The sequence below is a fragment of the Ghiorsea bivora genome (assembly GCF_000744415.1).
GTDB classification, from domain to species: Bacteria; Pseudomonadota; Zetaproteobacteria; order Mariprofundales; family Mariprofundaceae; genus Ghiorsea; species Ghiorsea bivora.
On the sequence record NZ_JQLW01000011.1, the window covers coordinates 90,940 to 103,278 of the forward strand.

General features: G+C 43.3%; 17 protein-coding genes. 3 read left to right on the top strand and 14 right to left on the bottom strand.

Annotated elements, in window-relative coordinates; all coding sequences use genetic code 11:
• Positions 1–180 precede the first annotated feature (180 nt).
• From DM09_RS09710 to nhaA, 4 genes are read right to left on the bottom strand one after another with little or no spacing between them, the layout of a single operon-like run.
• Positions 181–939 carry an HAD-IA family hydrolase gene (locus DM09_RS09710; RefSeq protein WP_038250493.1) on the bottom strand — a complete coding sequence of 253 codons (759 nt, stop codon included), beginning with the start codon at positions 937–939 and terminating at the stop codon, positions 181–183.
• Positions 939–1,385, bottom strand: coding sequence for a hypothetical protein (locus DM09_RS09715; RefSeq protein WP_038250495.1), 447 nt, complete (start codon positions 1,383–1,385; stop codon positions 939–941). Before DM09_RS09715 ends, DM09_RS09710 begins: the two co-directional genes overlap by 1 nt.
• The gene (locus DM09_RS09720) at positions 1,382–1,780 is read right to left on the bottom strand and encodes a putative iron-sulfur cluster-binding metallochaperone (RefSeq protein ID WP_157753691.1); all 399 of its coding nucleotides are present in this window, start codon (positions 1,778–1,780) and stop codon (positions 1,382–1,384) included. Before DM09_RS09720 ends, DM09_RS09715 begins: the two co-directional genes overlap by 4 nt.
• A complete protein-coding gene (gene nhaA, locus DM09_RS09725; RefSeq protein ID WP_038250651.1) occupies positions 1,770–2,945 on the bottom strand; it encodes a Na+/H+ antiporter NhaA in 1,176 nt (391 codons plus the stop codon). The genes DM09_RS09720 and nhaA overlap by 11 nt, the downstream gene beginning before the upstream one ends.
• Before the next feature lie 282 nt (positions 2,946–3,227).
• Here nhaA and DM09_RS09730 point away from each other — a divergent pair, with 282 nt between their 5' ends.
• Positions 3,228–3,803 carry a DNA-3-methyladenine glycosylase gene (locus DM09_RS09730; RefSeq protein WP_318024169.1) on the top strand — a complete coding sequence of 192 codons (576 nt, stop codon included), beginning with the start codon at positions 3,228–3,230 and terminating at the stop codon, positions 3,801–3,803.
• Here the strand turns inward: DM09_RS09730 and DM09_RS11810 are convergent.
• The 3 genes from DM09_RS11810 to DM09_RS09735 all read right to left on the bottom strand — a co-directional run bounded on the left by DM09_RS11810 (position 3,800) and on the right by DM09_RS09735 (position 4,461).
• Positions 3,800–3,934, bottom strand: a complete 135-nt coding sequence (locus DM09_RS11810) for a hypothetical protein (RefSeq protein ID WP_269764234.1) — start codon at positions 3,932–3,934, stop codon at positions 3,800–3,802. The genes DM09_RS09730 and DM09_RS11810 overlap by 4 nt on opposite strands.
• Positions 3,935–4,029: 95 nt before the next feature.
• On the bottom strand, positions 4,030–4,206 hold the full coding sequence (locus DM09_RS11625; protein WP_157753692.1) for a hypothetical protein: 177 nt from the start codon (positions 4,204–4,206) through the stop codon (positions 4,030–4,032).
• A gap of 45 nt (positions 4,207–4,251) precedes the next feature.
• Positions 4,252–4,461: a hypothetical protein gene (locus DM09_RS09735; RefSeq protein ID WP_038250499.1), complete on the bottom strand. Its 210-nt coding sequence runs from the start codon at positions 4,459–4,461 to the stop codon at positions 4,252–4,254.
• Positions 4,462–4,623: 162 nt separating this feature from the next.
• Here DM09_RS09735 and DM09_RS09740 point away from each other — a divergent pair, with 162 nt between their 5' ends.
• Positions 4,624–4,842 (top strand): AbrB/MazE/SpoVT family DNA-binding domain-containing protein, encoded by a 219-nt coding sequence (locus tag DM09_RS09740; protein WP_038250501.1) that lies wholly within the window; start codon positions 4,624–4,626, stop codon positions 4,840–4,842.
• Positions 4,839–5,213, top strand: a complete 375-nt coding sequence (locus DM09_RS09745) for a type II toxin-antitoxin system VapC family toxin (RefSeq protein WP_038250503.1) — start codon at positions 4,839–4,841, stop codon at positions 5,211–5,213. The genes DM09_RS09740 and DM09_RS09745 overlap by 4 nt, the downstream gene beginning before the upstream one ends.
• 128 nt (positions 5,214–5,341) lie before the next feature.
• Here the strand turns inward: DM09_RS09745 and DM09_RS09750 are convergent, their stop codons facing one another.
• The 7 genes from DM09_RS09750 to dusB form a co-directional block, all read right to left on the bottom strand.
• Complete coding sequence (locus tag DM09_RS09750; protein WP_232507809.1) at positions 5,342–5,602, bottom strand: (2Fe-2S) ferredoxin domain-containing protein; 261 nt, start codon at positions 5,600–5,602, stop codon at positions 5,342–5,344.
• A 215-nt stretch (positions 5,603–5,817) separates the two neighbouring features.
• Positions 5,818–6,531 (bottom strand): BPSL1445 family SYLF domain-containing lipoprotein, encoded by a 714-nt coding sequence (locus DM09_RS09755; RefSeq protein ID WP_318024170.1) that lies wholly within the window; start codon positions 6,529–6,531, stop codon positions 5,818–5,820.
• Positions 6,532–6,589: 58 nt separating this feature from the next.
• Positions 6,590–7,243 (bottom strand): class I SAM-dependent methyltransferase, encoded by a 654-nt coding sequence (locus tag DM09_RS09760; RefSeq protein ID WP_038250506.1) that lies wholly within the window; start codon positions 7,241–7,243, stop codon positions 6,590–6,592.
• 67 nt (positions 7,244–7,310) lie between these two features.
• Positions 7,311–8,516, bottom strand: coding sequence for a pyridoxal phosphate-dependent aminotransferase (locus DM09_RS09765; RefSeq protein ID WP_038250508.1), 1,206 nt, complete (start codon positions 8,514–8,516; stop codon positions 7,311–7,313).
• A gap of 188 nt (positions 8,517–8,704) precedes the next feature.
• Positions 8,705–10,150 carry a sigma-54-dependent transcriptional regulator gene (locus DM09_RS09770; RefSeq protein WP_038250511.1) on the bottom strand — a complete coding sequence of 482 codons (1,446 nt, stop codon included), beginning with the start codon at positions 10,148–10,150 and terminating at the stop codon, positions 8,705–8,707.
• 9 nt (positions 10,151–10,159) lie between these two features.
• Entirely contained in the window at positions 10,160–11,179 is a 1,020-nt protein-coding gene (locus DM09_RS09775) for a two-component system sensor histidine kinase NtrB (RefSeq protein WP_038250514.1), read from the bottom strand.
• Positions 11,163–12,248, bottom strand: coding sequence for a tRNA dihydrouridine synthase DusB (dusB, locus tag DM09_RS09780; RefSeq protein ID WP_081881184.1), 1,086 nt, complete (start codon positions 12,246–12,248; stop codon positions 11,163–11,165). The genes DM09_RS09775 and dusB overlap by 17 nt, the downstream gene beginning before the upstream one ends.
• Positions 12,249–12,339 lie beyond the last annotated feature (91 nt).

Genomic DNA, 12,339 nt, shown 5'->3' on the forward strand with positions numbered 1-12,339 from the left:
ATTCCTTTGCACCACGAAGCTCACGAAGAACACGAAGTTTTTTGTTTTATAAGTTCATTGATAACTGATTCAGTTGGCCGCAGATTTAATCGAGAGCAAAGCTAAAGTTTGAAGCTTACTTTTTGTTAAGCTGAAAACTTTGAATACAGCTATCGGTTAAATCGGTGGTGAACTGGACAGTTAAGCTTCGCATATTTTTCTAAGATGGTCTAAAGTCACATGATGTAAGTTATCGAGATTGTGTTTATTAATTAACACATCCACGGCTGGGCGGTCTGCTTCACCAAACTCAGACACCACCAAATCTGCACCTGTAAAATCTTGGTTCGCCGTGTAATCGTTAATCGTCACCACACATTTAAGCCCTGCATCCCGCGCAGACAACCAACCATTGCCCGAATCTTCCAAAGCAACCGTATTTTCAGCCACCATACCCAATTGTTCAAGCGCATAATCGTAAATATCGGACGCTGGTTTTTTGTTCGGCACAATATCGCCTGCTGCAAGCACAGCAAATCTATCAAACCATTCTTTACCCAATGAATGCTCAATCAAGGCATCCAAGGCTGATGGTGTGGTGGTGGTCGAAACGCCAAGTGTGATACCTGCGGCATAAGCTTCTTCCAACAAACGAAGCACGCCCGCACGCAAAGGAATCAAACCATCTGCAATCAAGGTTTGATAATGAATGGTTTTACGCGCATGAAGCTCTGCAATTTTTTCATCAGGCATATCAGGCATGTCACCCCGCTGAATATCAAAGCGGATACGCTCTTTACCACCTGTCACTTTCAGCAACTCACCATAGGTATCCACGCTCCAACGGCGTTCCAAACCCGCTTCTTCAAACGCCATATTAAAGGCAACACGGTGTCCGTCTCGTTCTGTATCTGCCAATGTGCCATCCACATCCCACAATAAACATTTTAATTCAGCCATCAAAACACCTCATTCCAATCCATATTTCTTTTCGCTAAGTGCAATGACTTATCTTGTCCAACTCGATAAGCCTCAAGCAAGGCGGCTGCAAGCTTGGGTTCGTCTGCCAAAGATTCAACATTAAAGAATTTGTTGGCAATGGGCTGCAGCACCATCAAGTCTGCTTCTTTTTGCCAAGCTTCTGCCAACCCCTGCCAGTCCACCTGCCCATTTTCCACATATTTCTCAGCAATACCTTCTGCCGATTTACATATTAAATCCTGCATCACCATCACATCATATTCATGGCGATATTCATCCAGCCCTATTTCTTTTGCCAACATATCATAGATGTGACTCACATCCCTACCCGCTTGAAAATGCTCGTCCAAGTCAATCGTCACAGAAGACGAAAAGGACTCGCCCTTAAAATAAAATTCAATACCAACCGTTAAACTATGATTCATGATACACCTTCTAACATTGCAAAGTCTTTAAGGCAGCATTGCCCTGATGGGTTGCGGATACGACATGCACATAACTTTTGTTTGGTTTGCGCCATCACATATGCTTTGGCATCAGGGTTCGCCTTGGCATCAGCTCGCGATACATCAAAACAATAACAAATCAGCGCGGAATCATCCGTGCTTTTGATTCCAACCGCTTGCCGCAAAGCATGCCCCTCAATCACCTCGCCCGTGGCATCAAAATAAATGACCTGACACGCAGGAGAAACACAAAAGAAATGGGGTTTATCCGCCTTCAACCATTGCCAAGGTTGTTTTAATTGATGTTGAATGGTTTGTGCTGACACAACCCCTGCCAACATCCCACATTGTGGACAGCTTTGTTTAGCTGACACTGTTCTTTTTGCCTATTCGCAGCAATAGATAACCCAAAATACCTGCACTAAACGACCCTACTAAAATCGCAAGTTTATCGGTGTATTGGAACAGGTCTGCAGAAGAAAATGCTAGAGAAGTAATGAACAAACTCATGGTAAAACCAATGCCCGTGAGTACCGACACCCCATACAATTGCAACCAATTGCTATCCACTGGCATTTTTGCAAAACCAAGCTTAATCGCCAGCCAACTCAAACCAAATACACCCAATTGTTTACCCAAAAACAAGCCCAACATAATACCAAGCGGTACACTCCCTGACATTTGATCCAGTGATATTTCGGTAATGTTCACCCCTGCATTGGTAAATGCAAAGATAGGCAAGATAAAGAAAGCAACCCAATAATGCAGATCATGCTCTAGGGTTTTTAATGGTGAAAACTTTTTACCCAACTCGTCCTTAGCGTACAATGGAATGGTAAACGCTAAAGCAACGCCAGCCAGCGTGGCATGAACACCTGATTTAAGCACACTTACCCACAAAACAAGCCCCACGATAAAGTAAGCAGACTTGCGAACCACACCCATACGATTCATCACAATAAGTATAGCAAGTGCCACAGAAGCCACTGAAATTGATAGCGTGGACAAATCAACCGTATAAAACAATGCAATAATCACAATCGCACCCAAATCATCAATAATCGCCAATGCCATCAAAAAGACTTTGAGAGATAAGGGTACGCGTTTGCCAAGTAAGGAAAGTATACCCAAAGCAAACGCAATATCAGTGGCTGTTGGAATTGCCCAGCCATTGGCCGCAAGAGGGTTGTCAGCATTAAAATAAAGATAAATCAACGCTGGCACAGCCATACCACCGATTGCCGCCACGATAGGTAATGTGACCTGACTAACCGATGACAAATGACCTTCCAACACTTCTCGTTTGACTTCTAAACCAATCAAAAAGAAGAAAATCGCCATCAAACCATCATTCACCCAATGATGAAGTGATTTATCCAAAGATAATGAGCCAAGTTGAATCGAAACAGGAATATGTAAAAAAGCCTCATAATAAGGAGCCAATAAAGTATTGCTAAAAATAAGCGCTAAAATTGTAGCAACAATCAATAAAATGCCGCTGGATGATTCTTTATGGATAAATGATTCAATAAACTTCATGCTGACAATGTGATGTTTTTTACACTTTTGGTCAATCATAAAAATGTTAAAATTGCTTAACTTTTCAGGGTGTTGCACTATTTCAGCTAAAATACCACACTAGGAGTCTGACGGGCTTATGATAATCTACTGCGAAAAATCGAATATTCATGCTTTTTCACCTGTACTTTCGTTGAATAGCCCTGCTACTCGCCTCAAACCCATGCAAAAAATCAAAGAATATCGATGTTTCTCGCCACAATTCCATAAGTCTGACAGACTCCTAGCCCAATGAAGCTACCCTTGGATTTTTATTTGCAACAAGATGTCGTACACGTCGCAAAAGATTTATTAGGAAAAGTATTATACACCCATATTCATGGTGTGATATGTGCTGGCATCATCACCGAAACCGAAGCTTATGCAGGCATCACAGATAGAGCATCACATGCTTATGGTAACCGCCGTACCGCGCGCACTGAAACCATGTTTCAACAAGGTGGCATAAGCTATGTATACCTTTGTTATGGTATGCACCACTTATTCAACGTCGTCACCAACCAAAAAGACATTCCACATGCTGTTTTGATTCGCGCTATTCAACCTTATGCTGGTTTGGATACCATGTTACAAAGGCGCGGTGCACGGCAATATCACCAACAACTACTCAATGGTCCTGGAAAATTATCTCAAGCGATGGGTATCAACCAAAGCATCAATGCCCAATCTTTACAAGGTGAGCAGGTTTGGTTAGAAGATAAATCCATTGATGTGCCCGATGCCTGTATTGAAGCCACACCCCGAATCGGCGTGGCTTATGCCAAAGAAGATGCGCTGCTACCCTATCGTTTTGTGGTCAAAACCCAGCTTCAGCCTTAATCACAAACATCATTATCCACCACTAAATAACGTCGCCCATTCAAATAAAGCGTACCATTATTATACGATAAATCATGTTGCTCCACATCACCATTGCCATAGCGCAATACCAATGTTTGTTCTTGTTCCACCCACCACTACCTACTGCTTGTACCTTGCGATGCCGCAGCAAACCCTGCACCACCTTGTAAACGATAATGTGTTGATTGCTACACAGCCAAAAATGTCATTTATTGCGCACACAAGCCGTCGTTTTCATATACAACAAATGTTTACCTTTGAGATACACCGCCCAGCTATCACTATCGTCTGAATCATTTTGCTTTTTCTTATTTTTTACTTGCTCATCTTTTGCTTGTGTCGTGGTAGGTTCCGCCACTGCGACTTGTTTCTGTTGTTTCACTTCAACTTTACTGCGATAAATATGCCAAATTGGATAATTATAAACCTAATAACCCACTGCTGCAGCCTGACCACACCAATAACCACCCTCATAGTAACCATAGTTACAATATTCCCCATAATCGGCTGTATCACTGGGACGCGCAATGGTCTGAATCAAATCAGTATACGCACCAAAAGCAGAACATTTGGGCACATGAGCCCAAGCTGCGGATATAAATAGCAATGTCGTCGCAAGATACAATAAGGCTTTCATTACACACCTCCCAACACAGTTATACCTACTGAGTTTAGCCAAGTTACACATAAAAAATAAGGCAGCTTGTTTGTCTTATCCTCATCTAGCCTACCAAAAACTTGATTCAGTGCAGAGAAAGATATAAAGTATTACGAAATAGTCATCGATAGAGGTTTCGTTATGCAAACAGTTACAGTCTCACCCAAATTTCAAGTGGTAATACCTAAAAGTGTTCGTGAACAACTGCACATTAAAGCGGGGCAGAAAATGATGGCTATGCCTTATGGTGAGCATATTCAACTTGTGCCTGTCAAACCTGCCAAGAAATTGCGTGGTATGCTTAAAGGCTGTGCTATTGATATGGATAACATTCGGGATAAATCAGACCGTATCATATGATTATTCTCGATTCATCATGTTGGCTTGAATATTTTTCAGATGGCAAAAATGCCGAGACTTATGCTCCTCTGATTGAAAATCATGAGGAAGTGATTGTCCCTGCCATTGTTTTGCATGAAGTGTTTAAAGTCGTGATGCGTGCAACCAGTGAAGAGTCCGCTTTATCCGCCGCAGGTGTATTGCAACAGTTCCCTGTCATCCCTATTGATGAAAATATCGCCATGTATGCCGCTAAACTTGGGCAAACACATAAGCTAGCCATGGCAGATAGCTTAATTCTTGCAACCGCCTTTATTCAACACGCCGAACTTTGGACACAAGATGCTGATTTTAAAGGGTTAGCTTCCGTTCGTTATTTCAAAAAAGATTAAGTTTCATCACTCCGTACGAAGCATATCATGTCAAGCGATGGGTGAATAGCGATACCCCCTGCCGAGACATCTAAGATACCTCCAGTGCGAAGCCTGCCTGTGTTACGCTGGTCGGCATGACAAAAAGGTTACTCTACTTCTTGAACTGCTTTGATTTTAGCGAGCACTTTAGCGCAGGTGGAAGTCACCACGCCTTGATTTGCCACCAACACCAACGGCGCATTGGCACACTGACTGCGGCAATCCCCCATCACAATGGTATATCCCAATGCTTCTAACTCTTTAGCAAGCGCAGGGCTGCCCTTATCACCACATTCAGGGCCAAAACATACTTCAATTTCAGGTTGTTCTTTATTCATAGCCGAAGTTTTGCAGTATTTTTTTGTCATGTCGAGCACACCTGTCATCCTATGCTTCATACTGAGAAGTAAGCTATCATACTAGCCTACTTAGGAGGCAGGATACACTACAGGTTGTCATGCGTGTTTAAACACCGTTCGAAATGTGAGTACCTGCTTTATTTCATGAGCGCTAATCTGGATTCCCTCTGCCTTCAAGCTGGAATTCAAGGACTGAATCAAGCTCATATAAAAGCTTATTTCCGTCATTTATTCATCTTTGATATTTTGGAGCCTTCGAATGTAAGATTATACATCAAACCTTTATTAGAAAAGATAAAACCTATAATAGGATCTTTCAATGTATCGCTGTCAATATTACCACCAACCCCGACCGTTACCAAAGCTACACTGCCATCTACACCTGCTTTCCACCCTTCACTTGATTTAAATTTTTTCAGAGCATCACGCGTCATAAACAAAATAATTTGAGATTTTATTTGCGCACCAATTTGAAAACCTATAGAGGCAGCTGCTGTACTATAATAACCTGTAGTTTTACCACGCTCCATCATAACACCTTCGCCATACTCACCACCAATACCAAAACCAGCTTTGAATACTTCTGGGAATACCAACATACCGTATGCTTTCTTGCTCAATTCTCGTCCCGATGCCACTTGTTTATAAAATGCTGTCATTGCAACTTTTACCTTGGCATTTATTTCCGCTTTGCTTGCTGCATGCGCCGCAGGAGCCACCAACATCATAACTAGACAAAGCAGCACCACCCTTTTAAATTCTGTGATAACAAACATAACAACCTCCAAACATTGTGCTACAACAACACTATCATGATACCAGTTTAGCACCTTTGCATGACACTTGCCAAACATCTTCTTGTTTAGAGAAGCTAACCTTTTAATAGAAAACACTGGTTCTTCGTTGTAATTTAACCGCTTTATTGCATCATTACCCACATTGTGCGGCGCAAACGAAGCGTAGTTTACATCCGAACGAGCGTATTGTTAGACGACTTCAATGTTGCAGCCTTCTTGCAATGACGACTTCTGATGGAACACCGTAAGATACAATAGTAGAATCATGAAGAATATGCCATTTATCATTTTGCAAGTATTCTGATATTTTTATTGGGCGGCACCCACCTACAATGGATGGTTTTAATTTATATAGGCTGCTCCAAATGAACTCTACAATGTGTGAAACAAAAGAAGTACCATGAGTCAAACTAGCAAGACAAAGGTAACCACCTGGTAAGAGTATACGGTAAGCCTCGTTTAGTAAGACTATTATGTCTTCCTCAGTAAGTAAGTCCAGTACATAGGTAGAAATAAATCTATCTGCGGACTGATCTGTAATATTAATTATAGGTTTTCCTTCATTTTTATAGCATTTTGCACGATCAGAATACTGTTCAATATTTTTTTGACAAAGAGCGACCATTGTTTGACTAATATCAACACCTAGATAATAACATTTTCGGGATAAAATATTTTTCAATAATCGAGATGCTAACTTTCCAGTTCCACAACCAAATTCTATAATATTTTTTGCTTCGTCAAATTTGCCTAGCTCGATTAAATTGTTCATTGCTGATTCTTCGTAAAACTGCTTACTCTGCTTTTTTCCGAACGAGTCATAAAATCTTTGTGCTTCATTATATGTAAGCATTTTCTTTCCTCACCCAGCTCGGTAATACACGTATTTGATGCCATGTATTACCCCCCTATTTACATCCTTATTTTAAACTACTCGCAGCTTTGGCAACTCGACTCACGGCATCTTCCAATGTGTCTTGTGAAACCGCATAAGAAAAGCGAACTTGCCCAGGTGAGCCAAATGCTGTGCCAGGCACAAGGGCTACGCCTGCAGCTTCAAGCAACCATTCGCAGACCGCTACATCATCTGTGAGTACTAAGCCTTCTGGCGTGGTTTTGCCTAACCAATCGGTGATGGTTGGAAAAACATAAAACGCACCATCGGGCGTGATGCAATCCATGCCATCAATTGCATTTAAGGCATTCACCAACCAAGTGCGGCGGGTTTCATAGGTGCGCACCATTTCATCAAGCTCGTTTGTTGGGCCTTGAAGAGCTGCAAGGGCTGCTTTTTGGGCAATCGATGATGGATTAGACGTGGACTGCCCTTGAATCTTGCTCATGGCTTTAATCAGCTCCAATGGTCCTGCACAAAAACCAATGCGCCAGCCTGTCATACAATAGGCTTTGGACACACCGTTAAGCGTGATGGTGCGGTCAATCAAATCAGGATTTATTTCGGCGAATGTGGCAAATGTTTTGCCATCAAACATGATTTTCTCATACATATCATCGGTTGCCACCACGATATTCGGGTATTTACGCACCACTTCACCCAAGGCTTTCAAATCGTCGGCTGAATATGCCATGCCTGTTGGGTTGGATGGTGAATTGAGGAACATCATTTTGGTTTTTGGTGTAATCGCAGCTTCTAACTGCGCAGCGGTCAGTTTAAAATCGGCATCAGCCAAACATTCCACAATCACTGGCTCACCTTCGGCAAGCAACACCATGTCGGGATAACTCACCCAATAAGGCGCTGGGATAATTACTTCATCGCCTGCGTTGATGAGCGCCATGAGTAGATTATAAATACATTGCTTGCCGCCTGTGCTGACAAGGATTTGTTCGGGTGCATAATCGAGGTTGTTATCACGCTTAAACTTGGCTGCAACTTCTTTGCGCAACTCCGGAATACCAGGTACTGCGGTGTAACGGGTAAAACCTTCTTCAATGGCTTTGATGCCTGCAATACGCGCTGCTTGCGGCGTTTCAAAATCAGGCTCACCCACAGATAATGAGATAATATTCTTGCCCGATGCGCGTAACTCAGCGGCTTTGGCTGTGATGGCTAAGGTGGCAGATGGTTTTACTTTGGAAAGGCGGTTGGATAATTGAATAGTCATGTGCTAATCGTGGCAGGCTTTGGGCTTCTTCGCAATAGCTATTCACTAATACGTTAAACCGCAGAAGACGCAAAGTTTCGCAAAGGAACGAAAGCAATACATCTTAATAGTCTGCGTATATCCTGTTCATCTATGGCTCAATAAATTGTTTTACTCTGCGAAACTTTGCGTCCTCTGCGGTTCCTTGTTTAGCGTTTGTAATAACTTGGGTCGATGTCATAGTGTTTGAGCATTTTACGCACAGTGTTTCGGTTTAAACCCAACATATCCGCAACCCTTAATTGATTACCCTCAGACTTTTCCAACGCAAGATGCAACAACGGTGGCTCCACCTGCTCCAACACATGCCTGTGCAAACCTTGGGCATCTTCATAACCCAGTTGATCCATATAACGTTTGATGCAACGCTCCACTGCCCCTGCCAATGTTTCAGGCTCGGCTTTGTTGCCTTCATCATTGCCCAAAGCCAATGCCACATCAGTCATGGTGATGCTTGCACCTGGGGTCAACACGGCAAGTCTACGCATCACATTTTTCAGTTCACGCACATTGCCCTGCCAATCAAAGCGTTGTAACAATCCAATGGCATCATCCATCAAAATCGGTGCTGTAATATGTAATTCTTCCGCAGCTGATGCCAATAGTGCCGCAGCAAGCTCTGGAATATCATCCCTACGCTCGCGAAGTGGTGGGATGTGTACGGGAATCACATTTAAACGGTAATACAAATCCTCACGGAACTGACCTTTTTGAATTTTATCCTGCAAAAATTGATGCGTGGCAGCCAATAAACGCACATTCACCCGCTTGGTTTTGGTGCTGCCTACCCGCTGCACTTCACCCGTCTCCAATACGCGCAACATTTTCGCCTGCAAAGCCAGCGGCATATCACCAATTTCATCGAGAAACAATGTGCCGCCATCGGCTTCTTCAAAATGCCCTGCTCTAGCTTTATCTGCACCCGTAAATGCGCCTTTTTCATGACCAAACAATTCAGCTTCCAATAATTCAGCAGGAATAGCTGCGGTATTGATCGCAATAAAGGCTTGATTGGCTCTGGGGCTTTGCCTGTGCAACTCTTGTGCTACCAATTCTTTGCCTGTACCCGACTCACCTGTGATGAGTACTGTCATGTCCGATGCGGCAACCCGACCAATCATGCGGAACAACTGCTGCATGGCAGGGCTTTTGCCTAGGATGGGTTGATGGGCTTGGGGCTGATGTTGTGTTATTTGCTCTGAATTTTCGTCTTGATGTTGTTTTTTACTTCTTTTTTTCACACTTGCTTTGGGTTTAACCCGCTCGATAAGCTCGCGCACTTCATCCAAATCAAAAGGTTTGGGTAAATACTCCATCGCACCCGCACGGTAAGCTTCCACGGCATGATCAAAAGTCGTTTCTGCTGTTAGCATAATCACTGGTGCATCAAACACTCCCGATTCCAATACCTGCATCCCATTACCATCGGGCAAAAATACATCCAAAAAGATAATGGCAAATGTATGCTCAGCGATGGCTTGGTGTGCGGTTGCCAAATCAGGTGCTTCCACCACGTCAAAACCTTGCTCTTTGAGCACCCTGCTCAATACCCAGCGAATGCCGTCATCATCATCTACAATCAATGCCTTTTGCATCATATCTCCCTAAGCCACTTTTAATGGCAGATACATGGTAAATGAAGTGCGCATCAATTCACTTTGCACCACAACCTTACCCCCGTGTTCCTGCACCACCTGCTGCACAATGCTTAAACCCAAACCATTGCCCCGCGCTTTGCCTGTAACATAAGGCTCAAACATTTTATCACGAATATGCGCAGGGATTTCTGCACCATTACTGATAATTTTAATCGATAACACTGTGCCTTTATGCCCTGTAAGCACCACACCATGTTCAATGCGTGTTTCCCAAATCACCAAATCAGAGCCTGCTTCTACCGCATTGCTCCATAAATTTTCAATGGCTTGGCGAAATCTACGCGCATGACACATAATCGGCGGAATACTGGGGTCAAACGAACGCTGTAATTTCACAGCCACATCACTTTTACTCACTTCATCAATCAACACATGAATATTAACCAATGTCATCTCTACATTGGCTCTTGGCCCTACTTGTAAAAAACTATCCACCCGCTCTTTGATTCTATCCACATCGGCAAGCATATGCTCCACGATTTCTAAAGCATCACCTTCGACTTGCTCACTCAATAGCTGGGTTGCCCCGCGAAGTGCTGCCAATGGGTTTTTAATCTCATGTGCCCGCTCCAAAGCAATGCGAGAGACAGCTTCTGCCACTTCATGTCGCCGATTTTGCATTTCAGCTTCAAGCCTATTGCCTTCTGCAATCATCACCACGGAAATATAACCATCAGCTTGTTGTGAAAAGTATAAAGTATAAGGTTTATGACCCGCCACGGTATAAAATGCATCCGAAGATACCGTCTCTGCATTGGTAGCATGCGTCAATAAACGCTGCAACTCATCTTCAGGCGCAATAAATGTTGCCAAGTTTTTATGCAACATACGTTTTTCAGAAACATTTAAGTGCTCTTGTGCCAATAAGTTAGCACTTAGAATATTGCCTTCCCTATCCAGCAGCAAACAAGATACAGGCAAGTCTGAAAAAAGAACTGTCACTTCAGCATCAGGCTGCAATGCCATTCACCGTATGTGTTGCTTCTTCAGCGTGAATATTGGATAAAAAATAAGCTTTTGCTGTCTCAATTTGTTGTTCCCATTCAAATATCTTTTGGAATGATGAACGAAATTCAGCAGAACCTCTGTGTCCTTTGGAATACCAAGGCACATGTTTACGCACCAACTTGGATGCGCGTTTGACACCATGAAAATCTGCCAAATGCAACATATGTTCATGCACCACAGCCCACACTTCTTCGGCATTTGGTTTTTCAGGTTTGGGCAAGCCCATAATCGCGGCATGCACTTCCGCCAGCACCCAAGGATTACCTTGCACAGCGCGCCCAATCATCACCCCATCGCACCCACTCTGACGAATCATCTCTAAAGCTGATTCACCATCAATAATATCACCATTACCAATCACAGGAATCGACACCGCAGCTTTTGCCAACCCTATATCTTCCCATGATGCTTTACCATTAAACATTTGCGCTCTTGTGCGCCCATGCACCGTCAACATTTGAATACCATTATCTTCAGCAATACGTGCAATATTTTCTACATTTTTGCTCTCATTATCCCAACCTGTACGAATTTTTAGGGTAACGGGAATATCCACAGCCTTGACAACCGCATCAATCACACGAGCCACCAAAGCCTCATCGCGCAACATGGCAGAACCTGCCACTTGTTTGACCACTTTTTTTACAGGACACCCCATATTGATGTCCACAAAATCTGCGCCGTGATCCACAGCCCACTTGGCAGCATCGACCACAAACTTAGAATCAGAGCCTGCAATTTGAATCGAAACGGGGCTTTCATCTTTATCCAACTCAGCCATGCGCTCGGTGCGCTCTCTGCCCTGCTCTACGGCGCGGGAAGCAATCATTTCAGTGACGGTTAGCCCAATACCAAAACGCCTGCAAATGCGGCGAAAGGGTAAATCGGTGATGCCTGCCATGGGTGCCAAAGCAATGGGTGGGTTTATCTCAAAATCTCCCAACTTAAAGCCAGGTAATACGGCTTGTAGCTGTTTGGCTTGCGTATGCTGAGTTTGGGCTGACTGGGGTTGAACTTGTAACGTCATGAATCTCTCTTACTAAAGTATGATGAAAAAGAAGGCTTTGCCTAAATTTTGGGCAACAATAGGCTTTCCAACGACCTTTGTCGATAATACA

Bases quoted from the DNA above. Each gene is read 5' to 3' on its own strand.
- DM09_RS09710 (WP_038250493.1), bottom strand. From the start codon at position 939: ATGGCTGAATTAAAATGTTTATTGTGGGATGTGGATGGCACATTGGCA.
- DM09_RS09715 (WP_038250495.1), bottom strand. From the start codon at position 1,385: ATGAATCATAGTTTAACGGTTGGTATTGAATTTTATTTTAAGGGCGAG.
- nhaA (WP_038250651.1), bottom strand. From the start codon at position 2,945: ATGAAGTTTATTGAATCATTTATCCATAAAGAATCATCCAGCGGCATT.
- DM09_RS09735 (WP_038250499.1), bottom strand. From the start codon at position 4,461: ATGAAAGCCTTATTGTATCTTGCGACGACATTGCTATTTATATCCGCA.
- DM09_RS09740 (WP_038250501.1), top strand. From the start codon at position 4,624: ATGCAAACAGTTACAGTCTCACCCAAATTTCAAGTGGTAATACCTAAA.
- DM09_RS09745 (WP_038250503.1), top strand. From the start codon at position 4,839: ATGATTATTCTCGATTCATCATGTTGGCTTGAATATTTTTCAGATGGC.
- DM09_RS09750 (WP_232507809.1), bottom strand. From the start codon at position 5,602: ATGACAAAAAAATACTGCAAAACTTCGGCTATGAATAAAGAACAACCT.
- DM09_RS09760 (WP_038250506.1), bottom strand. From the start codon at position 7,243: ATGCTTACATATAATGAAGCACAAAGATTTTATGACTCGTTCGGAAAA.
- DM09_RS09765 (WP_038250508.1), bottom strand. From the start codon at position 8,516: ATGACTATTCAATTATCCAACCGCCTTTCCAAAGTAAAACCATCTGCC.
- DM09_RS09770 (WP_038250511.1), bottom strand. From the start codon at position 10,150: ATGCAAAAGGCATTGATTGTAGATGATGATGACGGCATTCGCTGGGTA.
- DM09_RS09775 (WP_038250514.1), bottom strand. From the start codon at position 11,179: ATGGCATTGCAGCCTGATGCTGAAGTGACAGTTCTTTTTTCAGACTTG.
- dusB (WP_081881184.1), bottom strand. From the start codon at position 12,248: ATGACGTTACAAGTTCAACCCCAGTCAGCCCAAACTCAGCATACGCAA.